Annotated in this window: 22 protein-coding genes and 1 tRNA gene; 16 read left to right on the top strand and 7 right to left on the bottom strand. The window is 65.4% G+C overall.

The features are described 5' to 3' along the window. Window positions 1-31 precede the first annotated feature (31 nt). From RR42_RS13095 to RR42_RS13085, 3 genes are all read left to right on the top strand, one after another. On the top strand, window positions 32-1,195 hold the full coding sequence (locus RR42_RS13095; RefSeq protein ID WP_043347438.1) for an ATP phosphoribosyltransferase regulatory subunit: 1,164 nt from the start codon (window positions 32-34) through the stop codon (window positions 1,193-1,195). Between the two features lie 114 nt (window positions 1,196-1,309). Then, entirely contained in the window at window positions 1,310-2,650 is a 1,341-nt protein-coding gene (locus RR42_RS13090) for an adenylosuccinate synthase (RefSeq protein WP_043347433.1), read from the top strand. Window positions 2,651-2,800: 150 nt separating this feature from the next. After that, a complete protein-coding gene (locus RR42_RS13085; protein ID WP_043347431.1) occupies window positions 2,801-3,361 on the top strand; it encodes a phosphoribosyltransferase in 561 nt (186 codons plus the stop codon). A gap of 105 nt (window positions 3,362-3,466) precedes the next feature. On the opposite strand, the gene RR42_RS13080 is transcribed toward RR42_RS13085, so the two are convergent. The 3 genes from RR42_RS13080 to RR42_RS13070 all read right to left on the bottom strand — a co-directional run bounded on the left by RR42_RS13080 (window position 3,467) and on the right by RR42_RS13070 (window position 5,129). Next, window positions 3,467-4,078 (bottom strand): NAD(P)-dependent oxidoreductase, encoded by a 612-nt coding sequence (locus tag RR42_RS13080; RefSeq protein ID WP_043347428.1) that lies wholly within the window; start codon window positions 4,076-4,078, stop codon window positions 3,467-3,469. 71 nt (window positions 4,079-4,149) lie between these two features. After that, window positions 4,150-4,584, bottom strand: a complete 435-nt coding sequence (locus RR42_RS13075; protein ID WP_043347423.1) for an Rrf2 family transcriptional regulator — start codon at window positions 4,582-4,584, stop codon at window positions 4,150-4,152. Window positions 4,585-5,042: 458 nt separating this feature from the next. After that, window positions 5,043-5,129, bottom strand: a tRNA-Leu gene (locus RR42_RS13070). 69 nt (window positions 5,130-5,198) lie between these two features. Between RR42_RS13070 and rnr the strand changes: the two genes are divergently transcribed. The 3 genes from rnr (at window position 5,199) to RR42_RS13055 (ending at window position 9,398) form a co-directional block, all read left to right on the top strand. Beyond that, entirely contained in the window at window positions 5,199-7,790 is a 2,592-nt protein-coding gene (rnr, locus tag RR42_RS13065) for a ribonuclease R (protein ID WP_043347419.1), read from the top strand. Window positions 7,791-7,878: 88 nt separating this feature from the next. Further along, window positions 7,879-8,622 (top strand): 23S rRNA (guanosine(2251)-2'-O)-methyltransferase RlmB, encoded by a 744-nt coding sequence (gene rlmB / locus RR42_RS13060; RefSeq protein ID WP_043352050.1) that lies wholly within the window; start codon window positions 7,879-7,881, stop codon window positions 8,620-8,622. Window positions 8,623-8,708: 86 nt separating this feature from the next. Beyond that, the gene (locus tag RR42_RS13055; RefSeq protein WP_236702047.1) at window positions 8,709-9,398 is read left to right on the top strand and encodes an SIR2 family NAD-dependent protein deacylase; all 690 of its coding nucleotides are present in this window, start codon (window positions 8,709-8,711) and stop codon (window positions 9,396-9,398) included. A gap of 58 nt (window positions 9,399-9,456) precedes the next feature. Here the strand turns inward: RR42_RS13055 and tal are convergent, their stop codons facing one another. Further along, window positions 9,457-10,395, bottom strand: coding sequence for a transaldolase (gene tal / locus RR42_RS13050; RefSeq protein WP_043347416.1), 939 nt, complete (start codon window positions 10,393-10,395; stop codon window positions 9,457-9,459). 174 nt (window positions 10,396-10,569) lie between these two features. Here tal and rpiA point away from each other — a divergent pair, with 174 nt between their 5' ends. Then, window positions 10,570-11,256, top strand: coding sequence for a ribose-5-phosphate isomerase RpiA (gene rpiA / locus RR42_RS13045; RefSeq protein WP_043347413.1), 687 nt, complete (start codon window positions 10,570-10,572; stop codon window positions 11,254-11,256). Window positions 11,257-11,355: 99 nt separating this feature from the next. On the opposite strand, the gene RR42_RS13040 is transcribed toward rpiA, so the two are convergent. Together RR42_RS13040 and argA are read right to left on the bottom strand one after the other, a co-directional pair. Beyond that, window positions 11,356-11,631, bottom strand: a complete 276-nt coding sequence (locus RR42_RS13040) for an oxidative damage protection protein (protein ID WP_043347409.1) — start codon at window positions 11,629-11,631, stop codon at window positions 11,356-11,358. A gap of 110 nt (window positions 11,632-11,741) precedes the next feature. After that, window positions 11,742-13,178 (bottom strand): amino-acid N-acetyltransferase, encoded by a 1,437-nt coding sequence (argA, locus tag RR42_RS13035; protein WP_043347406.1) that lies wholly within the window; start codon window positions 13,176-13,178, stop codon window positions 11,742-11,744. A 23-nt stretch (window positions 13,179-13,201) separates the two neighbouring features. Between argA and hrpA the strand changes: the two genes are divergently transcribed. The 6 genes from hrpA (at window position 13,202) to RR42_RS13005 (ending at window position 22,269) form a co-directional block, all read left to right on the top strand. After that, window positions 13,202-17,305: an ATP-dependent RNA helicase HrpA gene (hrpA, locus tag RR42_RS13030; protein WP_043347405.1), complete on the top strand. Its 4,104-nt coding sequence runs from the start codon at window positions 13,202-13,204 to the stop codon at window positions 17,303-17,305. Window positions 17,306-17,502: 197 nt separating this feature from the next. Next, a complete protein-coding gene (locus RR42_RS13025; protein WP_419188886.1) occupies window positions 17,503-18,429 on the top strand; it encodes a cytochrome D1 domain-containing protein in 927 nt (308 codons plus the stop codon). Window positions 18,430-18,527: 98 nt separating this feature from the next. Beyond that, window positions 18,528-19,409 carry a polysaccharide deacetylase family protein gene (locus tag RR42_RS13020; protein WP_043347400.1) on the top strand — a complete coding sequence of 294 codons (882 nt, stop codon included), beginning with the start codon at window positions 18,528-18,530 and terminating at the stop codon, window positions 19,407-19,409. After that, on the top strand, window positions 19,409-20,383 hold the full coding sequence (locus tag RR42_RS13015) for a sterol desaturase family protein (RefSeq protein WP_043347397.1): 975 nt from the start codon (window positions 19,409-19,411) through the stop codon (window positions 20,381-20,383). The genes RR42_RS13020 and RR42_RS13015 overlap by 1 nt, the downstream gene beginning before the upstream one ends. Before the next feature lie 164 nt (window positions 20,384-20,547). Further along, on the top strand, window positions 20,548-21,423 hold the full coding sequence (locus tag RR42_RS13010) for an EI24 domain-containing protein (protein WP_043347396.1): 876 nt from the start codon (window positions 20,548-20,550) through the stop codon (window positions 21,421-21,423). 12 nt (window positions 21,424-21,435) lie between these two features. After that, window positions 21,436-22,269, top strand: a complete 834-nt coding sequence (locus RR42_RS13005; RefSeq protein ID WP_043347392.1) for a competence/damage-inducible protein A — start codon at window positions 21,436-21,438, stop codon at window positions 22,267-22,269. Window positions 22,270-22,384: 115 nt separating this feature from the next. Here RR42_RS13005 and RR42_RS13000 read toward each other — a convergent pair whose 3' ends face one another. Next, complete coding sequence (locus RR42_RS13000; protein WP_043347389.1) at window positions 22,385-22,849, bottom strand: rhodanese-like domain-containing protein; 465 nt, start codon at window positions 22,847-22,849, stop codon at window positions 22,385-22,387. Between the two features lie 572 nt (window positions 22,850-23,421). On the opposite strand from RR42_RS13000, the gene RR42_RS12995 reads away from it, so the two are divergent. The 3 genes from RR42_RS12995 to glnL all read left to right on the top strand — a co-directional run bounded on the left by RR42_RS12995 (window position 23,422) and on the right by glnL (window position 26,690). Continuing rightward, window positions 23,422-24,837, top strand: coding sequence for a 3-hydroxylaminophenol mutase (locus tag RR42_RS12995; RefSeq protein ID WP_043347388.1), 1,416 nt, complete (start codon window positions 23,422-23,424; stop codon window positions 24,835-24,837). A gap of 133 nt (window positions 24,838-24,970) precedes the next feature. Continuing rightward, the gene (locus tag RR42_RS12990) at window positions 24,971-25,534 is read left to right on the top strand and encodes a hypothetical protein (RefSeq protein ID WP_043347387.1); all 564 of its coding nucleotides are present in this window, start codon (window positions 24,971-24,973) and stop codon (window positions 25,532-25,534) included. Window positions 25,535-25,538: 4 nt separating this feature from the next. Next, window positions 25,539-26,690 (top strand): nitrogen regulation protein NR(II), encoded by a 1,152-nt coding sequence (glnL, locus tag RR42_RS12985; protein ID WP_043347386.1) that lies wholly within the window; start codon window positions 25,539-25,541, stop codon window positions 26,688-26,690.

Genomic DNA, 26,690 nt, shown 5'->3' with positions numbered 1-26,690 from the left:
CCGGCAACTGTGTGAAGTGAAGAGATTTACCATGTCCAATCACTGGCTCCTGCCTGAAAACATCGCCGACGTGCTGCCGTCGGAGGCCCGCAAGATCGAAGAACTGCGCCGCCGCATGCTGGACTTGTTCCGCACCTACGGCTACGAGCTGGTCATGCCGCCGATGCTGGAATACCTGGAATCGCTGCTCACCGGGACCGGGCACGACCTCGACCTGCGCACGCTCAAGCTGGTCGACCAGCTCTCCGGCCGCACCATGGGCCTGCGCGCCGACATTACCCCGCAAGTCGCCCGCATCGATGCCCACTTGCTGAACCGCTCCGGCGTGACCCGGCTGTGCTACGCCGGCAATGTCCTGCACGCTCGCCCGGCCGGCTTTCGCGCAACCCGCGAGCCGATCCAGGTTGGCGCGGAGATCTACGGCCATGCCGGCCTGGAAGCGGATGTGGAAATCCAGGCCTTGATGCTGGCCGCGCTGCAGGTTGCCGGCCTGACCGAGATCCGGCTCGATCTTTGCCACGCGGGCATCCTGGAGGCCTTGCTGGACGGCTTGCCGTCCAGCCGCAAGATCGAGGACGTGCTGTTTGCGGCCCTGGAAACCAAGGATGTGTCGGCGCTGCGCGAGCTGACTGAAGGCATGCCGCAGGCCGAGCGCGATGCGCTGCTGGCGCTGCCGACGTTGTACGGCGGCGTGGAGGTGATCGAGCGCGCCCGCGCGACGCTGCCGGCGAGCCCGGCGATTGGCCGTGCGCTGGACGAGCTGGCGGCACTGGCCGCGGAAGTGAGCGGGGCGAGCGTCAATATCGACTTGTCCGACCTGCGCGGATACCACTATCACAGCGGCGTGATGTTTACTGCCTATGTGGCGGGCTTGCCCAACTACGTGGCGCGCGGTGGCCGCTATGACAAGGTCGGCGAGGCCTTTGGCCGCGCGCGGCCGGCAACCGGTTTTTCGCTGGATTTGCGCGAAGTAGCCTCGCTTTCTCCGCTGGAAGTGCGCGCTTTTGCCATTTTCGCGCCGTGGGATGCGGATCCTGCCTTGCGTGCCGCGATCAACGCGCTGCGCGCTGCAGGCGAGATCGTCATCCAGTCGCTGCCGGGGCACACGCACCAGCTCGACGAGTTCAACTGCGACCGCCAACTGGTCCGTCAGGATGGCGGCTGGACGGTGATTCCGCGCAGCGCCGGGGCCTGAGCGCAAGCGCCAGGCCGCGGAATTCCCCCGCGTTGCAGGCCGATCTCCCCAAAATCGGGGAGTTGACCTGCAACGAGAGTAAAATACGTTTTTAACCCACTGACCAAAATCAACATGTCCGCTTCTGCAGTAAGCCAGGGACGCAATGTCGTCGTGATCGGCACCCAATGGGGTGACGAAGGCAAGGGAAAAATCGTCGATTGGCTTACCGATCATGCAAAGGGCGTGGTGCGGTTCCAGGGCGGCCACAATGCGGGCCACACGCTCATCATCGGCGGCAAGAAGACCATCCTGCGCCTGATCCCCTCGGGCATCATGCGTGAAGGCACGATCTGCTACATCGGCAACGGCGTCGTGCTGTCGCCTGAGGCGCTGTTCCGTGAGATCGAGGAACTGGAAACCGCCGGCCTGCAGGTGCAGAACCGCCTGCGCATTTCCGAAGCGACCACGCTGATCCTGCCGTACCACGTGGCCATCGACAAGGCCCGTGAAGTGCGCCGTGGCGCCGACAAGATCGGCACCACCGGCCGCGGCATCGGCCCTGCCTACGAAGACAAGGTGGCCCGCCGCGCGCTGCGCGTGCAGGACCTGTTCGATCCCAAGTGCTTCGCCGAGAAGCTGCGCGAGAACCTCGACCTGCATAACTTCATGCTGACCCAGTACCTGGGCGCGCAAGCGGTCGACTTCCAGCAGACCCTGGACGAAATGCTGGCCTACGCGCCGCGCCTGGCCCCGATGGTGGCCGATGTGTCGGCCGAGCTTTACGCAGTCAATGCTGCCGGCGGCAACCTGATGTTCGAAGGCGCGCAAGGCACGCTGCTCGACGTCGACCACGGCACCTATCCGTTCGTCACCTCCAGCAACTGCGTGGCCGGTGCGGCCGCCGCCGGCGCTGGTGTTGGCCCGGGCCGCCTGAACTACATCCTGGGCATCACCAAGGCCTACTGCACCCGCGTAGGCGCAGGCCCGTTCCCCAGCGAACTGTACGACAACGACAACCCCAAGCGCCAGGACCCGGTGGGCGTGCGGCTGGCCAACGTTGGCAAGGAATTCGGCTCGGTGACCGGGCGACCGCGTCGTACCGGCTGGCTCGATGCCGCCGCGCTCAAGCGCTCGGTGCAGATCAACGGCGTGTCGGGTCTTTGCATGACCAAGCTCGACGTGCTGGATGGCCTTGAAACCCTCAAGCTGTGCGTGGGCTATGAGCTGGATGGCAAGACCGTCGATATCCTACCGCGTGGCTCGGATGCCGTGGCGCGCTGCGTGCCGGTGTACGAGGAATTCCCTGGCTGGAACGAATCCACCTTCGGCGTGAAGGCCTGGGATGCGCTGCCGGAACAGGCTCGCACCTACCTGAAGCGCGTCGAGGAAGTGGTCGGCATCCCGATCGACATGATCTCGACCGGCCCGGACCGTGACGAAACCATCCTGCTGCGTCACCCGTACGTGGCCTGATGCTGTCTTGCCAGTAATGGCGCCGCGCGGCTGAACGAAGCTGCGCCGGCTAAAAGACGGCAGCTGCACAAGAGCAAATCGGCCCGCGCAAGCGGGCCGAAATTTTATCGGTCGACAGACCTTATGCCTAAAGCCGAAGAGCTAGAAATCATGACCCTGCCATCGAACGACGAAGAGAACCTGTGGATCTCGTGGGACGACTACCACAGCCTGATCGCGCGCCTGGCGCTTAACGTCCACGAGTCGGGCTGGAAGTTCGACAAGATCCTGTGCCTGGCCCGTGGCGGCCTGCGCGTTGGTGACCAGATGTCCCGTATCTTCGATGTGCCTCTCGCCATCCTCGCCACCAGCAGCTACCGCGAGGCAGCGGGCACGCAGCAGGGCGACCTCGATATCGCGCAGTACATCACGATGACCAAGGGCGACCTCTCCGGCAAGATCCTGCTGGTCGATGACCTGGTGGATTCCGGTGTCACGCTGGAGCGCGTGGGCCGCCATCTGCAGGAACGCTATCCCGCCGTGACGGAAGTGCGTTCGTCCGTGCTGTGGTACAAGGCCTGCTCCAAGGTCAAGCCGGACTACCACGTGACTTTCCTGCCGACGAATCCCTGGATTCACCAGCCGTTCGAAGAGTACGACACGCTGCGTCCTCACAACCTGGCGGCCTGGCTCAAGCGCGGCAAGCACGCCGCCGGCAGCTCGCAGGCCTGATTCCCGATGCGGTGACGCGGCTGTGCCAGCAGCCCCCTGCCGCACGGCTGAAGAACAGGCGAGGGCGGCTTGCCGCTACCCCCGCCGTTGCGGCGCGTTTCCTGCTCAGTAAGCAACCGTGTAGCGCTGGCGCGAGTGCGCCGGTTTTTCCACTTCGTCGATCATGGCGATGGCATAGTCCTCCATCGAGATCCAGCTCTTGCCGCTGGCGTCGGAGAGCAGCGTCTCCTCGCCAACGCGGAATTTGCCTGTGCGCGTGCCCGGCTCGAACAGGGCTGCGGGGGACAGGAAGGTCCAGTCGATCGCTGTCTCGTTGCGCAGGGCGTTGAGGAAGTCGCGTCCGGCCAGGGCCTCCGCCTTGTAGGCTTCCGGGAACTGCGGCATATCGACCAGTTGCGCGCCCGGTGCCACATAGAGGCTGCCCGCGCCGCCCACCACCAGCAGGCGGGGCACGCCGGCGGCCTTGACCGCGGCGGTGATCTGTTTCGCCGTGGTCTGCAGGAAACGTACTGTGCTGATTGCCACGTCGTGGCCGGCGATGGCGGCCGCCAGGGCCTCGGTGTCCGCGACATCTGCATTGATCGTGGCGAGGCCCGGCCGCGCGGCCAGCTTGTCAGCCTGGCGCGCGATGGCGGTGACCGTGTGGCCGCGGCTCAGGGCTTCGTCGATGAGGCGGGTGCCGACACGGCCGGTGGCGCCGATGATTGCGATCTTCATATTGACTCCTTTGTTGCGCTGTTGAATATCGATATGAAACTATTCCAGTTACATATCGGGATAAAAATTTTTTACGGCTTGCGTTGCCGCGCTGCACGCTCCACGTCGGCGAGCATGCCGGCAATCGTGATCTCGGCCAGCGCACCATCCATCGCGGCCTGGGCGCGGTCCGCGGCGTGCTTCAGCGCGCCGGTAATTTCCCGTCCCACCATGCACGCCGGATTGGGCACGCTGTGGTGCGGCGCGATCAGCGTGGCCGACTCCACCGCACGGAACACATCGAGCAACGTGATCGATGCCGCCGCGCGCGCCAGCGAGGCGCCGCCGTTGCTCCCCATCACCGTGCTCACCAGCCCCGCCTCGGCCAACTGGCTGACCAGGCGGCGGATCAGGACCGGGTTCGTGCCCACGCTGCCCGCGATCAGCGACGACGGCAAGGGCTCCGCGGCGCTGGCCAGCAAGGTGAGGATATGGACGGCGACGGCGAATCGGCTGCTGGTGGTCATGGTGGGTGAGGCGATATGAAACCATGTTAGTTACAGATGGCCATCGCTGTCAAGCGACTGGCGGGCCACGCAGGCATGCCGGTGTGGCATACGCCCGCAGCAATAGGGGGTTTGCGCCCGAAAACATCGGAAAACGCGACATTCCAGCGTGCGAATGGCGGAAGAATGCCGGGAGCGCCACTGAAACTGATACACTCACCCGCAGCGCAGCAGTCGACTGCTGCTCCGGCCGCGCCCTGGCAGTTCGTGTGAGCGCCAGGCCGTGTGGATGCCTCTGCCTCTATCGGCAAGAACGGATTCCACGCCCCGGAGCGGTCGTTGCTGCGACTGGTATTTAGTCAATTGTTAAGTCGCGCAGTCGCGCCAATATCGAATCGGGAGTGCCAAGTTGCAAGATCAGACGCCGGAAAACAAAAAACCCGCAGGGCTCGAAAGCGCTGCGGGTTTTCCGTTTGATCTGGTGCCCAGGAGAGGACTCGAACCTCCACAGTGTTGCCACCGCTAGGACCTGAACCTAGTGCGTCTACCAATTTCGCCACCTGGGCGGGCGTCGAAACAACCGAAGCGCTCATTATAGCGACCGCAAATTGTTTGTCAAATAATTCTAGAAAAAATTGAATCAGAATAACTATCCGATCCCTAGTCGGGAAGAAATCCTTGGTGTCCTGCGGACGTCGGGGTCGCCCTTGTCGGGCGGCGATATCGCCAAGGCGCTCGCTGTCACGCGCAAAGAACACGACGGCTTCCAGAAACGCCTCGCCGCCATGGAGCGCGACGGCCAGATCGAACTCAACCGCAAGGGCCGCTACGAGCTGGCCAACCAGCCTAACTTTGTGGTCGGCCGTGTGCAGGGCCACCGCGATGGCTTCGGCTTCCTGATCCGCGACGATGGCGATGACGACATCTTCCTGCCGGAGCGCGAGCTGCAGAAGGCCATGCACAACGACCGCGCCCAGGTGCGCGTGATCGGCTACGACCGGCGCGGCCGGCCCGAAGGCCAGATCGTCGAGATCCTCGAGCGCGCCAACCGCTACGTGATCGGCCGCCTGCTGAGCGAAGGCGGCGTGCTGGTGGTGGCGCCCGAAGACAAGCGCATCAGCCAGGACATCCTGATCCCGCCGAAATCGCAAGGCAAGGCGCAAGTCGGGCAGGTGGTCAGCGTCGAGATCATCGACTACCCGGATCGTTACGTGCAGCCCGTGGGCCGTGTGGTGGAAGTGCTGGGCGACTTCGACGATCCCGGCATGGAAATCGAAATCGCCGTGCGCAAGTACGGCGTGCCGCATGAATTCTCGGATGCCTGCGCCAAGGAAGCCGCCGGCCTGCCCGACGAGGTGCGCGAGTCCGACCTGGAGCACCGCATCGACCTGCGCGACGTGCCGCTGGTGACGATCGACGGCGAAGACGCGCGCGACTTCGACGACGCTGTCTACTGCGAACCGGTCAAGATCGGCCGCTCGAAGGGCTGGCGCCTGGTGGTGGCAATCGCCGATGTGTCGCACTACGTGCGCCCAGGCACGGCGCTCGACGCCGATGCGCTGGATCGTGCCACCTCGGTGTACTTCCCGCGCCGCGTCATCCCGATGCTGCCGGAAAAGCTCTCCAACGGCCTGTGCTCGCTGAACCCGCAAGTCGACCGCCTGTGCATGGTGTGCGATGCTGTGATCACCGCCAAGGGCGAGCTCAAGGGCTATCAGTTCTATCCCGCCGTGATGCATTCGGCGGCGCGCCTGACCTATAACGAGGTCTGGTCGGTGTTGTCCAACACCAAGGGCCCGGAGGCGCACAAGCGTGCCGACCTGGTGCCGCACCTGCAGAACCTGTACGAGTTGTTCCAGGTCCTGCTCAAGGCGCGGCGCGAGCGTGGCGCGATCGACTTCGATACCACCGAAACCTATATCGTCTGCAATGCGCAGGGCAAGATCGAGCAGATCCTGCCGCGCACCCGCAACGATGCCCACCGCCTGATCGAGGAATGCATGCTGGCCGCCAACGTGTGCGCCGCCGACTTTCTCGAACGCTTCAAGCATCCCACGCTGTACCGGATCCACGCCGGCCCGGGCGAGGAAAAGCTGAAGAACCTGCGCGAGTTCCTGCGCACCGTCGGGCTTTCGCTGGCTGGTGGCGACAAGCCGCAGGCGGGCGACTACGCGGACGTGATGGACAAGATCAAGAGCCGTCCCGACGCGCCTATGCTGCAGACCATGCTGCTGCGCTCGATGCAGCAGGCGGTCTACAGCCCGGACAACATCGGCCACTTCGGCTTGTCGTACGAGGCTTACGCCCACTTCACCAGCCCGATCCGCCGTTACCCGGACTTGCTCACGCACCGCGCGATCAAGGCCGTGCTGGCCCATACCAAGTACCGGCCCGCATTCGCCCCGGGCACCGCGCTGAACACCGCGATCGCGCCCAAGGCGCGCCGCATGCAGGCCAAGGATGCTGCCGAGAAGGCAGAGCGCAGCGCCGCGCGCGCCCAGCGCAACGAAGCCATCTGGGACGAGCTCGGCCTGCACTGCTCGGCCAACGAGCGTCGCGCCGATGAGGCCTCGCGCGATGTGGAAGCCTGGCTCAAGTGCTACTTCATGCGCGACAAGCTTGGCAGCGAGTATTCGGGCACCATCAGCTCGGTCACCTCGTTCGGCATCTTCGTGCAGCTCGACGAGCTCTACGTCGAAGGCCTGGTCCATGTCACCGAGCTGGGCAGCGATTACTTCCAGTACGACGAAGCGCGCAATGAGCTGCGCGGCGAGCGTACCGGCATCCGCTACCGTCTCACCGACCGCGTTCGCGTGCAGGTTTCGCGCGTGGACCTCGATGCGCGCAAGATCGACTTCCGCCTGGTGCAGGAGCCCTCAGCCAAGAACCTGCGTGGCCGTGCCCCGACCGTCGATGCCGCGCCGCGCGTGCCCGCCGCGCACGCCGTGCCCGCGCGCAAGAAGGGCCGTCAGCTGGCCGCGCTGCTGGGTGGCAGCTCGAAGCCGGAAGAGTCGTTCGACGAAACGCTGGACCGCGTGATCGAAGAGCAGCCGGTGTTCGAAGCTGTCATGACGCCGGTCAAGCCGCACGTGGGCCATGGCGCCAAGGCCGGCGGCAAGCCGGCCAAGCGCGCCGCCAAGCCCAAGCCGCAGCATCTGGGCTCGACGCACAAGGGCGGCGCCAAGCCGGCCGGCAAGAGCAGCCGCGCTTCGCGCAAGCGCACCTGACGGCCATGGCGCCGGCGCCGGCTTGCCCGGTTCTGGCGCCATGGCTGCGGACACGGGGCAAGCCCTGGCGGGAATGTACAATCTCGCCATGGCTAAACAAAAACTCCTGATCGGCTTTCACGCCGTCACCGCGCGCCTGCGCCAGGACGCCGCTGGCGTCACCGATGTCTATGTAGAATCCGCGCGGCGTGACCGCCGCATGCAGGACTTCATCCGCCTTGCCGAAAGCCTCAAAGTCCGCCTGCACCCGGTGGATGCCGAGCGCCTGCGCGGCATGGCCGGCACCGACCGCCACCAGGGCGTGGTCGCCCGCGCCGAAGATGTGGCGCTGGCACTCAATCTTGACGAACTGCTCGACGGCATTGAGGGCACGCCCTTGCTGCTGGTGCTCGATGGCGTCACCGATCCGCACAATCTGGGCGCTTGCCTGCGCGTGGCCGATGGCGCCGGCGCGCACGCCGTGATCGCTCCGAAGGACCGCAGCGTGGGTTTGAACACCACGGTGGCCAAGGTGGCCAGCGGCGCAGCGGAGACCGTCCCCTACATCACTGTCACCAACCTGGCGCGCACGTTGCGCGAGTTGCAGGAACGCGGCATCTGGGTGATCGGCACGGACGACGGCACGGAAAAGACGCTCTATGATGTCGATTTCAAGGGGCCGGTTGCCCTGGTGATGGGCGCCGAAGGCGAGGGCATGCGCCGCCTCACCCGCGAGACCTGCGACGAACTCGTCAGCATCCCGATGGCCGGCGGCGTGGAAAGCCTGAACGTTTCCGTGGCCAGCGGCGTGTGCCTGTATGAGGCGGTGCGCCAGCGCCGCCTGAAGCGCTGAGCGCTGGGACGGCATCCGTGACGGCGTACATCGACGCACAGGCGCTCGCGGCATCGCGCCGCCTGATCGGCGAAGCCACCAATATCATGGTGCTTACCGGCGCGGGCGTATCCGCCGAGTCCGGCGTGCCCACGTTCCGCGATGCCATGACCGGCTTGTGGTCGCGCTTCAATCCCGAGGAGCTGGCCCAGGAAGACGCCTACCGGCGCCAGCCCGCGCTGGTCTGGGAGTGGTACCTGCACCGGCGCGAGCTGGTGGCGGCCACCGATCCCAACCCGGCGCATATCGCCCTGGTGGCGCTCGCCGCGCAGAAGGCCGTGACCCTGGCCACGCAAAACGTCGATGGCCTGCATCAGCGCGCCGGCAGCCGCGACGTGATCGAGCTGCACGGCAACCTGTTCGCCAACAAGTGGCTTGACGGCTGCGGCCGTTGCGACCCGGCGGCCGCCGTGCCGGGCATGCCGCCGCGCTGCTCCCTTTGCAATGCCATGATGCGCCCCGGTGTGGTGTGGTTCGGCGAGGAACTGCCGCGCGTGGCCCGCTATCGCGCCGAGCATGCGGCCGAGCAGTGCGATCTGTGCATCGTGGTGGGCACGTCCGGCCTGGTCTATCCGGCAGCCGGCTTGCCCGGCGCAGCCAAGGACCATGGCGCGCATGTCATCGTGGTCAATCCTGAGCCATCGGCGCTGGATCAGACCGCCGACATCGTGTTGCGCGGCCCGGCCGGCGTGGTCTTGCCCTTGCTGTGGGACGGTGTGAGCGCGGCGTCAGCTTGAGCCGGCTCGCCGCCTGGATTCCCGGGCGGCTTCTGTTTTCGCCTTCTCAATTCCCCTCTCAAGCCGTAATCATCGCCTCCAGCTTGACCGCATCCGCCGCAAATGCGCGGATCCCCTCAGCCAGCTTTTCCGTCGCCATTGCGTCTTCATTGAGCTGCCAGCGGAAAGCCGCCTCACCGCACTCGATGCGCGCGATATTGCCAGCCTGTGCCTGGTCGACCGACAGCTTGCGCTCCACGGTGCTTTCGCTGGCGGCCAGCTTCTCCAGCAGGTCCGGGCTGATGGTGAGCAGGTCGCAGCCGGCCAGTGCCAGGATCTGCTCGGTGCTGCGGAAGCTGGCACCCATCACTTCGGTGGGGTGGCCGAACTTCTTGTAGTAGTCGTAGATCTGGCGCACGGAACGCACGCCGGGATCGTTGTCGCCCGCGTTGGCGGCGGCGTCCCATTTGTCGCCGGCTTGCCTCTTGTGCCAGTCCAGGATGCGGCCAACGAAGGGTGAGATCAGTTGCGCGCCGGCCTCGGCGCAGGCAACGGCCTGGGCCAGCGAGAACAGCAGCGTCATATTGCAGTTGATGCCTTCTCGCTGCAGCACCTCAGCTGCGCGGATGCCTTCCCAGGTCGAGGCGATCTTGATCAGCACGCGTTCGCGGGCCACGCCGCGCTGCTCATACAGCGAGATCAGGTGGCGGGCCTTGGCCAGTGTGGCTTCCGTGTTGAAGGACAGGCGGGCGTCGACTTCGGTCGACACACGGCCCGGCACGATGGCCAGGATCTCGCAGCCAAAGGCGATCAGCAGGGCGTCCATCACGGCGTCGGTGCCTTCATTGCCGCGCACGGCCTTTTCCAGCAGGGGACGGTACTCGGCCTTCTGGACGGCCTTCAGAATCAGGGAAGGATTGGTGGTGGCGTCCTGCGGCGTGTACTGTTTCATCACCTGGAAATCGCCGGTGTCCGCCACCACGGTGGTGAACTGCTTGAGCTGATCGAGCTGGTTCATGGTCAGTGAGTTGCTTTTAAGGGTTGGTGATGGCGCAGGACCAAAACGGCAGGCCCCGGGCGCCAAGCTGATGCATGCCTCGGGTCATTGTACCGTCGGCTCGCGCCCATGCCGGGGATGTCACGGCATTCCGGTACACTATGCGGTTTCCCCCAAAGCAGATGGGCTGTTGTCATGACACAGGATGAACTCAAGGCGCTGGTGGCGCAAGCCGCGGCCGACTATGTCAAAGAGGTAGTGCCGGCGGGTGCGGTGCTAGGCGTGGGCACGGGCTCCACGGCCAACCTCTTTATCGATGCGGTGGCGGCGTTCAAGGAACGCTTTTCCGGTGCGGTCTCCAGCTCGGAGGCGTCCACGCGCCGCCTGCAGCAGCACGGCTTCCAGGTCTTGGACCTGAATGAGGTCGACGAGATCCCCGTGTACGTCGACGGCGCGGACGAGATCGACGCCAGCGGCGCCATGATCAAGGGCGGCGGCGGCGCGCTGACGCGCGAGAAGATCGTGGCCTCGGTGGCCAAGCGCTTTGTCTGCATCGCCGACGGCAGCAAGCTGGTGGATGTGATGGGCGCGTTCCCCCTGCCGGTGGAAGTGATTCCGATGGCACGAGCCGCGGTGGCCCGCCAGCTGGCCGCATTCGGTGGCCAGCCGCGCCTGCGCATGACCAAGGAAGGCGGCATCTTCAAGACCGACAACGGCAATGTGATCCTGGATGTGGCCGGCCTGAAGATCAGCAATCCGAAGTCGATGGAAGAAGCCATCAATCACATGCCGGGCGTGGTCACGGTGGGGCTGTTTGCCCTGCGCGGCGCGGACGTACTGCTGCTGGGCACGCCGGAGGGCGTGAAGCGCAGCGACTATTGAATCTGCCGGTCCCGTTGGGGATCGTTGAATGAGAAAGGGTGCCGTAACAGGCACCCTTTTTGTTTTCCAGCGCGCGGCGCAAAGCCGCGCCCAGCCAGATCAGGCGGCCGGCGGCGGCACGTAGCCCTGTGCCTGGTCCGCGCCTTCGCCGAAGAAGTACTTCTCGGTCTGCTTGAGCAGGTACTGGCGAGCGCGGGCGTCGGCCATGTTCAGGCGGTTTTCGTTGATCAGCATGGTCTGGTGCTTGAGCCAGCCAGCCCAGGCTTCCTTCGACACGGTTTGCCAGATCTTCTTGCCAAGTTCGCCTGGCAGCGGCGGCAGGTCGAGCCCTTCGGCTTCTTTGTTGAGCTTGACGCATTGAACCATGCGGGCCATGGGGAACTCCTTGTTGTCGTGTGATGTAGCCGGCGCGGCGAGAGGCCGGCCGTTGCGGTGCCGCTATTGTAACGAAGCGGGGGCCGGCCTTCAGGCTACCCCCACCGCCGTCACAGCTTCTTCATCAGCACCATCGACTTGCGCTGCCAGTTGTAGAGCTTGCGCTTGTCTTCCGGCAGGTCGTCCACGTTGGCGTGGACAAAGCCGCGTTTCAGGAACCAGTGCTCCGTGCGGGTGGTGAGCACGAACAGGCGGTCAAGGCCGAGGCTGCGGGCGCGGCGCTCGATGCGCTTGAGCAGGCGCTCGCCGTCGCCGGTGCCCTGGGCTTCGGACGACACAGTCAGGCAGGCCATCTCGGCCATGCCTTCGCGCGGGTAGGCGTAGAGCGCGGCGCAGCCAAACAGCACGCCATCGTGCTCGATCACCGAGAAGTTGGCGATGTCGCGCTCGATCAGGTGGCGCCCGCGTGGCACCAGCGTGCCGTCCTGCTCCAGCGGGGCGATCAGCTGCAGGATGCCGCCGACATCGTCCAGCGTGGCTTCGCGCAGGCTTTCCAGGTCGGTGTCGGAGATCATGGTGCCGACGCCGTCGTGCAGGAACAGCTCCAGCAGCACCGAGCCGTCCAGCTGGAAGGGGATCAGGTGGGCGCGCGGCACGCCGCCCTTGAGCGCCTTGACCAGGTGTTCCAGGTAATAGGAGACATCGGGCGGCAGGTGGTTGTTCTGCAGCCGCTCGATGGCGGTGCGCAGCGACATTTCCGGCATCAGCTTGCCGACCGGGTCCTGCACGCCGGGGACTTCGGTGATGAAGACCAGCTTGTCGGCCTTCAGTGCGATGGCGGTGGCGCTGGCCACGTCTTCCATCGACAGGTTGAAGGCCTGGCCGGTGGGCGAGAAGCCAAGCGGCGAGAGCAGCACGATCTTGCCGTGCGACAGCGACATGCGAACCGACTCGCCGTCGATCTTGCGCACCAGCCCGGTGTGCTGGTAATCCACGCCGTCGACGATGCCGAGTGGGCGGGCGGTGACGAAGTTGCCGGAGATCACCGACAGCTGGGCGCCAGCCATGGGCGTGTTAGGCAAGCCCTGGCTGAAGGCGGCCTCGATATCCAGGCGCAGTTCGCCGGCGGCTTCCTTGGCGCACTCCAGCGCCGCGTTGTCGGTCACGCGCACGCCGTCGGCGAATTGCGACTCGACGTGGCGCAGCGCCAACTGCTCTTCCACCTGCGGGCGCGAGCCATGCACCAGCACGATCTGCATGCCCATGGCGTGCAGCAGGGCCACGTCATTGACCAGGGCGTCGAGGATGTTGGCCTTGACCAGCTCACCGCCGAAGGCGATCACGAAGGTCTTGCCGCGGAAGGCGTGGATATAGGGCGCAACCGCTCGCAGCCAGTCGACAAACTGCTGGTGGTCGGGGCCGCCACGCTCGACGGGGTCGGCGCCGGTGGCAGGCGCGGGCAGCGTGGAAGGGGCGGTGACGGGCAGGGGCTCGTCCATTTCGGACGGCGCGGGCGCGTCGGCTGGCGTGTCGGTTCTTGCATTCATGCCGCGGATTATAATCCCGGCCAATGTCAGCACAACGCCCCGCCAAACCTTTGTCGCCGGATCGGAAAACCGATGCCGGCCTCCCCGCGCCCAAGGCCGCCCCCTCGCCAGCCCAGCCCGCTGTCCAGCCTGTCGCCAGGCCGGCGCGTGCGCCGGCCGTGGCCGCCACGCCGGTCGCCGGCCCGCCGGTCGAACGCCAGCCCCGGCAGCCGGGCCAGGCCCGGCAAGCCAGGCCGCAGCCGGCAAACGGCACGCCCCGGCCGCCGCGCCCGGAGCGCACCGAGCGCACCGAGCGAGCGCCCCGTGAGGCCCGCCGCCCGGTGCGCCAGGCCAACCCGCTCCCGCCCATCACCTTCCCCGAGGCGTTGCCGGTATCCGGCCGCCGCGAGGAGATCGCGCAGGCGCTGCTGGCCAACCAGGTGGTGATCGTCTCCGGCGAGACCGGCTCCGGCAAAACCACTCAGTTGCCCAAGATCTGCCTGTCGATCGGGCGAGGCCCGGGTGCCGACGGCAGCGGCGGCCTGATCGGCCACACGCAGCCACGCCGGATTGCGGCCACCTCCACGGCCAAGCGCATCGCGCAGGAGATCGGCACGCCGCTCGGCGAGCACGTGGGCTACCAGGTGCGTTTCAACGACACCATGTCGGCGGGCGCGTCGGTCAAGCTGATGACCGACGGCATCTTGCTGGCCGAGACGCAGAACGACCCGCTGCTGCGCGCCTACGACACCATCATCATCGACGAGGCGCACGAACGCAGCCTAAATATCGATTTCCTGATCGGCTACCTGAAGGAGATCTTGCCCAAGCGGCCAGACCTCAAGCTGGTCATCACCTCGGCCACCATCGACGCCAGCCGCTTCGCCGAGCACTTTGCGCAGGGTGGCAAGCCTGCGCCGGTGATTGAGGTCAGCGGGCGTCTGTATCCCGTGGAGATCCGTTACCGGCCGATCGAGAAGGACAAGGTGGGGCCTGGCGAGGGCGCGCCCAAGTCCGCGCAATCGAAAGATCGCGACCTGTTCGACGGCATCGTCGAGGCCGTGGACGAATTGTGCCGGCTCGGCCCGGGCGATGTGCTGGTGTTCCTGCCCGGCGAGCGTGAAATTCGCGAGGCTGCCGAGGCGCTGCGCAAGCACCATCCGCCGCATACCGAGATCCTGCCCCTGTTCGCGCGCTTGTCGGTGCAGGAGCAGGAACGGGTGTTCCGGCCTTCCAACGCGCGGCGCATCGTGCTGGCCACCAACGTGGCCGAAACCTCGCTCACCGTGCCCGGCATCCGCTATGTGGTGGATACCGGGATGGCGCGGGTCAAGCGCTATTCCTATCGCAACAAGGTCGAGCAACTGCAGATCGAGGCGATCTCGCAGGCCGCCGCCAACCAGCGCGCCGGGCGTTGCGGCCGGGTGGCCGACGGCGTGTGCATCCGGTTGTACGAGGAGGCCGATTTCGTCAGCCGGGCGCGCTTTACCGATCCGGAGATCCTGCGCTCGTCGCTGGCTGCGGTGATCTTGCGCATGAAGGCGCTGAAGCTGACGGCGATCGAGGAATTCCCCTTTATCGAGCCGCCGCTGGGCCGCGCCATTGCCGACGGCTACCAGCTGTTGCAGGAGCTGGGCGCGGTGGAAAGCGTGGGTGATGACGCCAACGCGCTGACCCAGGTCGGCCGCCAGCTGGCCCGCCTGCCGCTGGACCCCCGCGTGGCCCGCATGACGCTGGCCGCGCGCGAGCACCATTGCTTGCGCGAGGTGCTGATCATCGCCAGCGCGCTGTCGGTGCAGGATCCGCGCGATCGTCCGCAGGAGGCGCAGGAAGCGGCCGACCAGGCCCACCGCAAGTTCATGGACGAGCGCTCCGAGTTCCTGGGCTGGGTCAAGATGTGGAAGTGGTTCGAGGACGCGGTGGCGCACAAGAAGACCAACCGCCAGCTGCAGGACCAGTGCCGCGCCAGTTTCCTGTCGCATGTGCGCCTGCGCGAATGGCGCGACGTGCATTCGCAGCTGCTGACTACCGTCACCGAGCAGGGCTGGAAGCTCAACGAGAGCGAGCCCACCTATGAGCAGGTGCACAAGGCGCTGCTCACGGGATTGCTCGGCAACGTAGGTTGCAGGATTGAAGACGCCGACGGCCGCGGGCGCGAGTACCTGGGCGCGCGCGGCATCAAGTTCCACCTGTGGCCGGGCTCGCTGATCGCGCGCAAGGTCGGCCGTTGGATCATCGGCGCCGAGCTGATCGAAACCAGCCGGTTGTTTGCACGCACGCTGGCCAAGATCGAGCCGGAATGGCTGGAGCAGGTCGGCCGCCATTTGCTCCGCATCAGCTGGAGCGATCCGCACTGGGAGAAGAAATCCGGCCAGGTGATGGCGATGGAGCGCGCCACGCTGTACGGGCTGGTGGTCTACCAGCACCGGCGCGTGCACTACGGGCCGATGAACCCGGCCGAGGCACGCGAGCTGTTTATCCGCCGCGGGCTGGTGGAAGGCGAGTTCGATACCAAGCTGCCGTTCTTCGCCCATAACCAGCGCCTGACGCGCGAGATCGAAAACCTGGAGCACAAGGCGCGCCGCCAGGACGTGCTGGTTGACGATGAGCTGATCTTCGCGTTCTACGATCGCCTGATCCCTGCCGAGATTCACCAGCAGGCCACCTTCGAGCAGTGGTACCAGGCTGAGAGCGCGCGCGAGCGCAAGCTGCTTTACCTGAATCGCGAGGAGCTGATGCGGCACGAGGCGGCTGGTATCACCACCGACCTGTTTCCCAAGCTGATGCCGGTGGCGGGCGTGGATATGTCGCTGACGTACCACTTCGAGCCCGGCAGCCATCGCGATGGCGTGACGCTGACGGTGCCGCTGTACGCGCTTAACCAGGTGCGCCAGGAGCGCGCGGACTGGCTGGTGCCGGGCATGGTCAAGGAGAAGGTGCACCTGCTGCTCAAGTCGCTGCCGCAGAAGCTGCGCCGCCATTGCGTGCCGCTGCCGGATTACGCGGCGGGCTTCGTCGATCGCAATGCCTTTGGCGAGGGCGAGTTGCTGGATGTGCTGATTGCCGACATCCGCGAGCAAACCGGCACCATGGTCAAGCGCGCCGACTTCAAGCTGGAGACCTTGCCCGCCCATCACGCCATGAACTTCAAGGTGGTGGACGAGCACGGCCGGCAATTAGACATGGGCCGCAACCTGGCGCAGTTGCGCGCCGAGTTTGGCGGGCAGGCGCAGCAGTCGTTCCAGAACATCGCCGCGCGCGATGTGCCGGCGGCCGAGGCGGGGCAATACGAGAACCTGACCAGCTGGTCCTTCGGCGAATTGCCCGAGCTGCTGGAGGTGCGCAAGGGCAACCAGACGCTGTACGGCTATCCTGCGCTGGTCGATCACGCCACGCATTGCGACGTGGAGGTGTTCGACGATCCGCAGGAAGCCGCGCGCATCCATCAAGCCGGGCTACGCCGCCTGTTTGCGCTGCAGTTGCGCGAGCAGGTGAAGTTCCTGGAGAAGAACATCCCCGGCATGCAGCAGATGGCGATGCAGTACATGACGCTGGGCACGCAGGAGATGTTGCGCGACCAGATCGTGATGCTGGCGCTGGAGCGGGCCTGCCTGCAGGCGCCGCTGCCGCGCAACGAGGCTGAGTTCGCCGCCCGCAAGGAAGAAGGGCGCTCGCGCCTGAGCCTGCTGGCGCAGGAGATCGCCCGGCTGGTGGGGGCAGTGCTGGCCGAGTATGCGACGCTGCCGCGCAAGCTGATCCAGGCCAAGCCGTTCGCCGCGGCGCATGCCGACATGCAGGCGCAGCTCACACGGCTGATGGGCAAGCATTTTGTGGTCGATACGCCTTACCTGCAGTTGGTGCATTTCCCGCGCTACCTGAAGGGCATCGCCATGCGCGTCGACAAGATCAAGGGCGACCCGGCGCGCGACACCCAGCGGCTGCAGGAAATCACGCCGCTGCTGCAGCAATGGCAGCGCGCCGAGACGCAGTTGCGGCAGCAGGGGCGGGGCGTGGAAGACGCGCGCCTGGATGAGTTCCGCTGGATGCTGGAAGAGCTCCGCGTGGCGCTGTTCGCGCAGGAGTTGCGCACGCCCGTGCCGATGTCGGTCAAGCGTCTGCAAAAGGTGTGGGAAGCCATGCAGCGCTGAAGCCAGGGTTGCCGGCCTTTCGCGCGAACGCTCCCCCGCGCGGAGATTGTGACCAAATGTTAGTTTGTTGCGCCAGGTCATCGGATCGCAGTCCGAAAACGTTAGAATGGTCGATTAAGTCATTGTTTAACAGTCTTATGCTCGCATTGCGTCGTGTAGTTTCCGGGTTTGCCGCCATCGGCACCCTGGCCCTGGGGATGGTAGCGGCGCCGGCGTTGGCGGAAGTGGTGGTGGTGCTCAATTCGGGTGATGCTACCGTCACCTTGATCGACAAGGACACCCAGAAGGTGCTGGAGACGTTCCCGATCGGGAAGGAGCCGCACCACCTGATCGCCACGCCCGACGACAAATCGCTGATCGTTGCCAATGCGGTCGGCAACGACCTCGTGTTCCTCGACCCGGTCACCGGCAAGGTCCAGCAGCGCCTGCCCAATATCGACGATCCCTACCAGATCGGCTTCTCGCCCGACCAGAAGTGGTTCCTGACCACGGGCAACCGCCTCGATCGCGTCGACGTGTATCGCTGGGACGGCAAGGCGCTCAAGATCGCCAAGCAACTGCCGCTGGCCAAGACACCGAGCCATATCGCCTTTACCGCCGACAGCCGTGTTGCCTTTGTCACGCTGCAGGACTCCAACGAGGTGGTCGCCATCGACCTGCCCACGCAGACCGTGATGTGGCGCATGAACGCCGGTTCGGCGCCGGCGGGCGTGTGGGTTACGCCGGACCAGAAATACCTGCTGGTGGGCATGACCGGTGCCGACTACGTCGCCGTGATCGACTGGCATACCCGCACCGTGGTCAAGCAGATCCAGACCGGCAAGGGCGCGCACAATTTCCGCGCGGTGGGCGACAAGCGCCATCTGTTCTTGTCCAACCGGGTCTCCGGCACCATCAGCATCATCGACCAGCAGACCCTGGCCAAGGTTGGCGACATCACCGGCCTGCCGGCTGGCCCCGATGACATGGAGCTGACCGCCGACGGCAAGACCTTGTGGGTGAGCTTCCGCTGGGCGCGTTCGGTGGGCCTGATCGACGTGGCCAGCCGCAAGCTGGTCAAGACCATTCGCGTGGGCCGCTCGCCGCACGGCATTTATTTCCGTACCCGCGCGCCGCTTTATTGAGAGAGGGCGCCCGTCCGGGAACGCCATGGCGGGCGCGGCATCGAACTAGTATGGCCGCCGCCACTCCAATGCAGTCACAGGAAATCAGGACAGGCATCATGAGCAAGCATTCGCAGCCCCGGTTGCCCCGCGCCTTGGTCCGCGCGGTGGCTGCCGGGCTTGCAGCCACCGGACTGGCGCTGGCCGCCGGGCCGGCCAGTTCGGCGGGTCCGGTGCCTGCCGCCGCGCCCCAGGCCTGCCGCGCCGGCACGCTCTACCTGACCTTCGATACCGGCAGCATGAGCCAGGCGGCGCTGATCGCCGATACGCTGCGCCGGCACCATATCAAGGCCACGTTCTTCCTCGCCAACGAACCCACCATCAACAAGGACAGCTCGCTCGACCCGGGCTGGGCCGCGTACTGGAAGACGCTGGCAGCCGATGGCCATGTTTTTGGCAGCCACACGTTCGATCACGTCTACCTGCGCGGCGTACGCGACGGCAAGGTCACCATGCGCGCGCAGTTCGGCGCGCATGCGGGGCAGGACGTGGCGATGGACCAGCAGAGCTTTTGTAGTGAGCTGAACCGCAGCGCGCAGGCGCTCAAGCGCCTCAGCGGCGCGACCATGTCGCCGCTGTGGCGGGCACCGGGCGGCCATACCGCGCCGCAGACGCTGCAATGGGCCGAGCAGTGCGGGTTCAAGCACGTGGCCTGGGCGCCGGCCGGCTTCCTGGGTGACGAGCTTTCGTCCGAGCGTTTCCCGAACAAGGCGCTGCTGGAGCGCGCGTTGCGCGACCTGCGCGATGGCGACATCGCCATGGCGCACCTCGGCATCTGGTCGCGCAAGGATCCCTGGGCGCCCGGCGTGCTCGAGCCGCTGATCAGCGGCCTGGAGCACAAGGGCTTCTGCTTTGCCACGCTGCGTGAGCATCCCGCCTATCGTGACTGGCTGCGCGGGCAGTCCGCCACGGTGGCCGGGCAAGCAGCCGGGAGCCGCTGATGCTCGACCTGCTCAACGGCTGGATCGGCCAGATTGAAGCCACGCTGTTCCAGGACGTGATCCTGCCGGTGGTCTACCAGCTTGGGCTGGGCGGCTATGCCGAGGACGCCTTCACCGGCACCGAATGGCTGCTGGTCGGGCTGGTGCAGATCGTGGTGATGGTGCTGATCCTCGGGCCGCTGGAAAAGCTGCGCCCGGTCGAAGCCGTGACCGACCGCGCCGCCATTCGCACCGACATCCTTTACACCGTCGTGCATCGCCTCGGCCTGTTCCGGCTGGCCATGTTCTTCCTGCTCGGTCCGCTGATGGACGGGCTGGAAGGGCATCTGCGCCTGCTCGGCTGGCAGCGGGTCAATGTGGAAGACTGGTGGCCGGCGGTAACGTCGAGCCCGCTGGTCAGCTTCTTTATCTACCTGCTGCTGTTCGACCTGCTCGACTACTGGTACCACCGCCTCTCGCATACCTACCGCTGGTGGTGGAGCCTGCATTCGCTGCATCACAGCCAGCGCCAGATGACGCTATGGAGCGATAACCGCAACCACCTGCTCGACGACATGCTGCGCGACGTGGTGTTTGCGGTGGCGGCGCTGGCGGTGGGCGTGGAGCCTTCCCAGTACGTGATGCTGGTGGCCCTGTCGCAACTGCTGCAGAGCTTGCAACATGCCAACCTGCGCCTGCACTTTGGCACGTGGGGCGAGCGGTTGCTGGTCTCGCCGCGCTTTCACCGCACCCATCATGCGGTTGGCGTTGGCCACGAAGCCATCGGCCGGCCCACCAAGCTGGGCGGATGCAACTATGGCGTGATCTTTCCCTGGTGGGACATGTTGTTCCGCACCGCCGTGTTCACCGACGCTTACTACCCCACCGGTGTGCGGGACCAGATGCCGCCACCGGCAGGCAAGGGGCGCGACTACGGCGCTGGGTTCCTGTCCCAGCAGTGGTACGGGATCAAGCGCCTGTTGCGGCTCGGCTGAAGCGGCGGGGCGCCTGCCGTGGCAGCCCCGCGAGCGCGCTTTCCCCCGCAAGGCGCGCGCGCCGCGCCCTGCCGTCTTGCGCGAGCGGTGCACGCGTCCCCCGCGGCACTTATGACGTGTGCTAGTCTAGTTGTCCCCGCCTTTGTGGAACCCCAATTCACTGCATGAACGATATTTTTCGCGCGCTAGGCCGTGCCCTGATCAGCCAGCTGCATCCGCGCATGCTGATGCTTACCGTCATTCCTTTCCTGCTCGCCACCGGGCTGTGGGGTGGCCTGCTGCTGTGGGGGTGGGAGCCGATCATGACGGCCGCGCGCGGCGTGCTTGAGACGTCGGTGCTGACCAGCTGGATCTACGGCGCGCTCGACTGGTTCGGCTTGCAGTCCCTGCGCACGGTGGTGGCGCCGTTGTTTGTGATCGCGTTGATGATCCCGCTGGTGATTGCTTCCATGCTGGTGTTTATCAGTTTGTTCTCGGTGCCAGCCGCGGTGCGGCACCTGGAGCGCAGCTATCCGGACCTGGTCAAGGCCAAGGGCGGCAGCATGGTGGGCAGCGTGTTCCAGGCGCTGGGCAGCACCTTGGTGTTCCTGTTGCTGGCGCTGGTGACGCTGCCGCTGTGGCTGATCCCGCCTTTCTTTGCCTTGATCCCACCCTTGCTGTGGGGCTGGCTGACCTATCGCGTGATGACCTACGACGCGCTCGCGCAGCATGCCACGCCAGAGGAGCGCAAGACGCTGATGAAGCGCCATCGCATGTCGTTGCTCTCCATTGGCGTGGCGGTGGGCCTGCTGGGCTCGGCGCCGACGCTGATCTGGGTGGCTTCGGCGGCGCTGATTTTCCTGTTTCCGTTCGTGCTCGCGGGCACGCTGTGGCTGTATGTGCTGATCTTTATTTTCTCGGCACTGTGGTTTGGCCATTTCTGCCTGCGCGCGCTGGAGCAATTGCGCGCCGAGCGCGCTGCCGCGGCCGCCGCGGCAGCGCCGGTGGTGGACGTTATCGACCTGGCGCCGTCCGATGTACGGCGCATTGAACAATCCTGAAGCGAGGGCATCATGGGTTTCGGCCTGATCGTCATTGGTGACGAGATTCTGTCGGGGCGGCGCGAAGACAAGCATATGCGCCGTGCCATCGAACTGCTGGCGGCGCGCGGGCTGGCGCTGGACTGGGCGGAGTACGTGGGCGATGAGCGCGCGCGCATCACCGCCACACTGCGCCGCACGTTCGCGGGCAACGATGTGGTGTTTTGCACCGGCGGCATTGGCGCCACACCCGATGACCACACCCGGCAGTGCGCCGCGGCGGCGCTCGGCGTGCCGCTGGAACTGCATCCGGATGCCCGCGAGCAGATCGCCTTGCGGATCGCGGAGACCGCGGCGGGCGATCCCGCCAAGGCCGACCTGAACGTGCCGGAGAACCAGCATCGCTTCAAGATGGGCGAATTCCCCGCTGGCGCGCGCATCATCCCGAACAGCTACAACCGCATCCCCGGTTTTTCCGTGGCCGACCATCATTTCATGCCTGGCTTCCCGGTCATGGCGTGGCCGATGATGGAGTGGGTGCTGGATACCTGCTATTCCCACCTGTTTCATCAGGCGGTGCAAGTGGAGCGGTCGTTCCTGGTGTTCGAGGCGCCGGAATCCACGCTGACGCCGCTGATGGAGCGGGTCGAGGCCGCCTTCGAAGGCGTCCGCGTGTTCAGCCTGCCGTCGGTGGGCGACGCGAAGCGCGGCGAGCTCTATGCGCGCCGCCACATCGACCTGGGTGTGAAGGGCCTGGCTGACCTGGTCGAACCTGCCTATGCCATGCTGCGCGAAGGCGTGCGGGCGATGGGCTTCGAGCTGGTGGAGGTTGCGGCGCGGCGCCCGGGAGATCCGGCAGGGGACTGAGCCCTTGGCGGCGGAGACGTGGTCGGTGCAATGAAAAAACGGGACAGCCATGCTGTCCCGTTTTGCTTTTTTTGCGCAATGTACGTGATTTGCGCGATTTACGCGCTTCCGAGCTTCAGGCGCCGTGCCAGGGCAGGCCGCGGAAGCACCAGCCTTCCACCGTCTTGCGGTGGTGCTGTTCATCGCGAGCGCCTTCGAAGCCTTCCAGCACGTCCATGGCGAACTGATAGCCGGCTTGCGTGGCGACGCTGGCAGCGTGCTTGGAGCGTGCCGCACTGCGGCACAGGAACAGCACGGGCACATCGGTGCGCACGCGGGCCTTGAGTTGCGCGATAAAGGCGGCGTTCTGCGCACCGCCCGGATAGCTGCTCCATTCCACATGTGCCGATTGGGCTTCCGGCAGGTCCGGCGCGCCGATCCAGTCGAGCTCAGCTTGCGTGCGCACGTCCACCATCACGGCGGTCGGATCGCCCTGCAGCAGTGCAAAAGCTTCCTGCGGGGAGAGGGCGCCGAAGTACGGCAGTTGGTTTTGCTGCTGGCGCTCGCGCGCCGCTTGGAGTAGGTCGTCTCGGGTGGTCATCTGGGTGACAAAATCGGTGGGTGAAATGGCATCTGGCGGAGGCTGCCGGCTATTCTAGCGTGCCGGACGTGCTCGCCGGCGGCTGTTGGCCGCGAACGGCGGCTAGCGGCATCGGTTACGCCAGCTTGGTCGCGCACCGCCGGCATGTTGGTAGCAGGATCTTGCACCGCAAGCAGGCAACGGCGCTCGGTTTGCACCAAATTGTTCCAATCTGGTGCTTAGGCACCAAAATAGAGCAATGTGACGCGCTCATGCACAAAGTTGGTGATTTTCGCGCAGGCCGGGGAGGGTTGCTGGCGTTCCCGGAATGAGGCGGATGCCGAACGGATTTATGCGTATGCCATATGCGGCACCCGAAACGCGCCTGGGCCCCCGTATCGCGTCGTCTGGCTGCACTTTTTTCGGGAACGCAGGGGTAACTAGGGGGTTGCCTTGGCATGCTTTCTGCTAACATTCCTCGTCCCTTTCGTGGCCGATCTTTGTATTGATGCAAACGTCTTTGATGCGTTGCACAGCGCAGATCGACGCAAGAATGGCTTTTCTAGATTCAGCCGAATTTCCAGGAGATAGGCATGGCCCACAGCGTTGCAGATGTGATGAAGCTGGTGAAGGAAAACGACGTCAAGTTCGTCGACTTCCGTTTCACCGATACCAAAGGCAAAGAGCAGCACGTGTCGGTACCCGTGTCGCACTTCGATGAAGACAAGTTTGAGAGCGGCCACGCTTTCGACGGCTCGTCGATCGCCGGCTGGAAGGGTATCGAGGCTTCGGACATGCTGCTGATGCCGGATCCGAATACCGCTAACGTCGATCCGTTTTACGAAGAACCGACCCTGATCCTGACCTGCGACGTGGTTGAGCCGTCGGATGGCAAGGGCTACGACCGCGATCCGCGTTCCATCGCCAAGCGCGCCGAGGCTTACCTGAAGAGCACCGGTCTGGGCGACACCGCCTTCTTCGGCCCGGAACCCGAGTTCTTCATCTTCGACGGCGTGACCTGGAACATTGACATGCAGGGTTGCTCCGTCAAGATCCACTCGGAAGAAGCACCGTGGTCGTCGGGCAAGGAGTTCGAACACGGCAACAGCGGCCACCGTCCGGGCAAGAAGGGCGGCTACTTCCCGGTTGCCCCGATCGACACCTTCCAGGACATCCGTTCGGAAATGTGCCTGATCCTGGAATCGCTGGGCATCCCCGTGGAAGTTCACCACCACGAAGTGGCTGGCCAGGGCCAGAACGAAATCGGCACCAAGTTCAGCACGCTGGTGCAGCGCGCCGACTGGACGCAGCTGCAAAAGTACGTGATCCAGAACGTTGCCCACACCTACGGCAAGACCGCTACCTTCATGCCGAAGCCGGTCGTTGGCGACAACGGTTCGGGCATGCACGTGCACCAGTCCGTGTGGAAGGATGGCCAGAACCTGTTCGCAGGCAACGGCTACGCTGGCCTGTCGGAATTCGCGCTGTACTACATCGGCGGCATCATCAAGCACGCTCGCGCGCTGAACGCCCTGACCAACCCGGGCACGAACTCGTACAAGCGTCTGGTGCCGGGCTTCGAAGCACCGGTCAAGCTGGCTTACTCGGCTCGCAACCGTTCGGCATCGATCCGTATTCCGTACGTTGCCAACCCGAAGGGCCGTCGTATCGAGACCCGCTTCCCGGATCCGCTGATGAACCCGTACCTGGGCTTCTCGGCGCTGCTGATGGCTGGCCTGGACGGCGTGCAAAACAAGATCCACCCGGGCGAAGCCGCCGACAAGAACCTGTACGACTTGCCGCCGGAAGAGGATGCAAAGATCCCGACCGTGTGCTCCAGCCTCGACCAGGCCCTGGAATACCTCGACAACGACCGCGAGTTCCTGACGCGCGGCGGCGTCTTCTCCAACTCCATGATCGATGCCTACATCGAGCTGAAGATGGAAGAAGTGACCCGCTTCCGCATGACCACGCACCCGATCGAGTTCGATATGTACTACTCGCTGTAAGGCGGGGCGTTGCCAGGTTGTGACCGGGCAACAGTTGCACCAGGAAGGGGCGGCCTCGGCTGTCCCTTTTTGTTTTGTTCGCCGGTTTGATCGCTAGAATGGGACTCCTTTCCCACCATCCCTGCTGATGTCAATGGACGCGCTCGAATTCCCGCTTTCCTCGCTTGGACCGATGCACCGGTTCGGTGCCCCCGTGCACGTATCGGCGGCTGCCTGCGCCATGCTGGCGCTTGTGCTGGTGTGCTGGAGCCGGCCGGCCCCGGCGCAGTCGGATATCTACGTCTGCGCTGGCCCCAACGGCGTGCCTGAATACCGCAATGGCAACGGCGGCAAGGGCTGCAAGCGGCTCAGCCTGCCGGAAGTCACGACGGTGCCGGGCGGGCGCGTGAGCACCCCTTCGGCAGGCAAGGGTGCCGGGCCCACGACTGCGCCCACCGCGTTTCCGCGCGTCGACAGTGCTACCCAGAAAAGCCGCGATGGCGAGCGCCGCGCGGTGCTTGAGCAGGAGCTGCAAAGCGAGGAGGCCAAGCTGGCCGCGCTGCGCGCCGAGTTCAACAACGGCCAGCCCGAGCGCCAGGGCAATGAACGTAACTACCAGAAGTACCTCGACCGCACCGCCACGTTGCGCGACGACATCGCGCGTGGCGAGGCCAATGCCGCTTCGCTGCGGCGCGAACTCTCCAATTTGAAGGACTAGCATTATGCGTCGCCTGATTCGCAGCGTCTCGCGCAAGGTGGCTTCGGCCGGGGCTGGCACGTCGGCCGAGGCTGAAGCCATGGTGCTGCCATTGGGCGATGTGTCCTACCACCAGGGGCTGGACGTGGTCGCCAACCCGGTGTTGCTGGTGCGCCAGCCCGGCCTGCGCATCGTCTACGCCAATCCCGCCGCCGAGGCCAGCTTCGCGGTGTCGCGCAAAGCCATGGTGGAGCTGTCGCTGGCAGACCTGTTCGGCGCTTCGGAAGAGCTCGGCAGCATGATCGAGACCGTGATTTCGCGGCAGTTCGACGCGCGCCGGCAGGATGTGGTACTGCATCCGCCCCTGCAGGAGCCGATGCACGCGCACGTGGTGATCGGCGCGCTGGATGCCACGGCCGACACGGTACTGGTGGAAGTGCTGCCCAACGAGCAAAAGGTCCGCAGCGATCGCGAGGAGCGCATCCTCGACCTGACCTCGGCCAACAAGGAGCTCATCCGCAATCTGGCGCATGAGATCAAGAACCCGCTGGGCGGCATCCGAGGCGCGGCGCAATTGCTCGAGTTCGAGTTGCCTGACCGTTCGCTGCGGGAGTACACCCAGGTCATCATCAAGGAGTCGGACCGCCTGCAGACGCTGGTGGACCGCCTGCTGGAGCCGCATCGCCATCCGCACATCGTGTCCGACCTCAATATCCACGAGGTGCTGGAGCGCGTGCGCTCGGTGGTGCTGGCCGAATTCCCCTCCGGGCTGGATATCGTGCGCGACTACGACGCGAGCCTGCCCGACCTGCGCGGCGACATGGAGCAGTTGATCCAGGCCGTGCTCAACATCGTCCACAACGCTGCCCAGGCACTCGCGGAGCGCGTCGCACGGGGCGATGCGCAGATCATCCTGCGCACCCGTGTGGCCCGCCAGGTAACCATAGCGAAGCGATTATTCAAGCTGGCATTGGACTTGCATGTCATTGATAACGGTCCGGGCATCCCCGAGGATATCCGCGAACGCATCTTCTACCCGCTGGTGTCGGGCAGGGATGGCGGTAGCGGCCTCGGTCTCACACTCGCTCAAACCTTCGTGCAGCAGCACGAGGGCTTGATCGAATGCGAGAGCCGGCCGGGCTGTACCGACTTCCGTATCCTGCTGCCCCTGCATTGA

The organism is Cupriavidus basilensis, from assembly GCF_000832305.1.
In the GTDB taxonomy this organism is placed as follows: Bacteria; Pseudomonadota; Gammaproteobacteria; order Burkholderiales; family Burkholderiaceae; genus Cupriavidus; species Cupriavidus basilensis_F.
Note: the sequence above shows the minus strand (reverse complement) of the source record. Positions and strands in the feature narration are given on the sequence as shown.

Excerpts from the sequence above, each read along its gene's own strand:
- RR42_RS12995 (WP_043347388.1), top strand. The coding sequence starts at position 23,422 with ATGGCCCACAGCGTTGCAGATGTGATGAAGCTGGTGAAGGAAAACGAC.
- RR42_RS13040 (WP_043347409.1), bottom strand. The coding sequence starts at position 11,631 with ATGGCCCGCATGGTTCAATGCGTCAAGCTCAACAAAGAAGCCGAAGGG.
- RR42_RS13055 (WP_236702047.1), top strand. The coding sequence starts at position 8,709 with ATGGTGCTTACCGGCGCGGGCGTATCCGCCGAGTCCGGCGTGCCCACG.
- RR42_RS13015 (WP_043347397.1), top strand. The coding sequence starts at position 19,409 with ATGCTCGACCTGCTCAACGGCTGGATCGGCCAGATTGAAGCCACGCTG.
- RR42_RS13090 (WP_043347433.1), top strand. The coding sequence starts at position 1,310 with ATGTCCGCTTCTGCAGTAAGCCAGGGACGCAATGTCGTCGTGATCGGC.
- RR42_RS12990 (WP_043347387.1), top strand. The coding sequence starts at position 24,971 with ATGGACGCGCTCGAATTCCCGCTTTCCTCGCTTGGACCGATGCACCGG.
- rpiA (WP_043347413.1), top strand. The coding sequence starts at position 10,570 with ATGACACAGGATGAACTCAAGGCGCTGGTGGCGCAAGCCGCGGCCGAC.
- RR42_RS13095 (WP_043347438.1), top strand. The coding sequence starts at position 32 with ATGTCCAATCACTGGCTCCTGCCTGAAAACATCGCCGACGTGCTGCCG.
- rlmB (WP_043352050.1), top strand. The coding sequence starts at position 7,879 with ATGGCTAAACAAAAACTCCTGATCGGCTTTCACGCCGTCACCGCGCGC.
- RR42_RS13020 (WP_043347400.1), top strand. The coding sequence starts at position 18,528 with ATGAGCAAGCATTCGCAGCCCCGGTTGCCCCGCGCCTTGGTCCGCGCG.
- RR42_RS13025 (WP_419188886.1), top strand. The coding sequence starts at position 17,503 with ATGGTAGCGGCGCCGGCGTTGGCGGAAGTGGTGGTGGTGCTCAATTCG.
- RR42_RS13000 (WP_043347389.1), bottom strand. The coding sequence starts at position 22,849 with ATGACCACCCGAGACGACCTACTCCAAGCGGCGCGCGAGCGCCAGCAG.
- RR42_RS13080 (WP_043347428.1), bottom strand. The coding sequence starts at position 4,078 with ATGAAGATCGCAATCATCGGCGCCACCGGCCGTGTCGGCACCCGCCTC.
- hrpA (WP_043347405.1), top strand. The coding sequence starts at position 13,202 with ATGTCAGCACAACGCCCCGCCAAACCTTTGTCGCCGGATCGGAAAACC.
- RR42_RS13010 (WP_043347396.1), top strand. The coding sequence starts at position 20,548 with ATGAACGATATTTTTCGCGCGCTAGGCCGTGCCCTGATCAGCCAGCTG.
- RR42_RS13005 (WP_043347392.1), top strand. The coding sequence starts at position 21,436 with ATGGGTTTCGGCCTGATCGTCATTGGTGACGAGATTCTGTCGGGGCGG.
- glnL (WP_043347386.1), top strand. The coding sequence starts at position 25,539 with ATGCGTCGCCTGATTCGCAGCGTCTCGCGCAAGGTGGCTTCGGCCGGG.
- tal (WP_043347416.1), bottom strand. The coding sequence starts at position 10,395 with ATGAACCAGCTCGATCAGCTCAAGCAGTTCACCACCGTGGTGGCGGAC.
- RR42_RS13075 (WP_043347423.1), bottom strand. The coding sequence starts at position 4,584 with ATGACCACCAGCAGCCGATTCGCCGTCGCCGTCCATATCCTCACCTTG.
- argA (WP_043347406.1), bottom strand. The coding sequence starts at position 13,178 with ATGAATGCAAGAACCGACACGCCAGCCGACGCGCCCGCGCCGTCCGAA.
- RR42_RS13085 (WP_043347431.1), top strand. The coding sequence starts at position 2,801 with ATGACCCTGCCATCGAACGACGAAGAGAACCTGTGGATCTCGTGGGAC.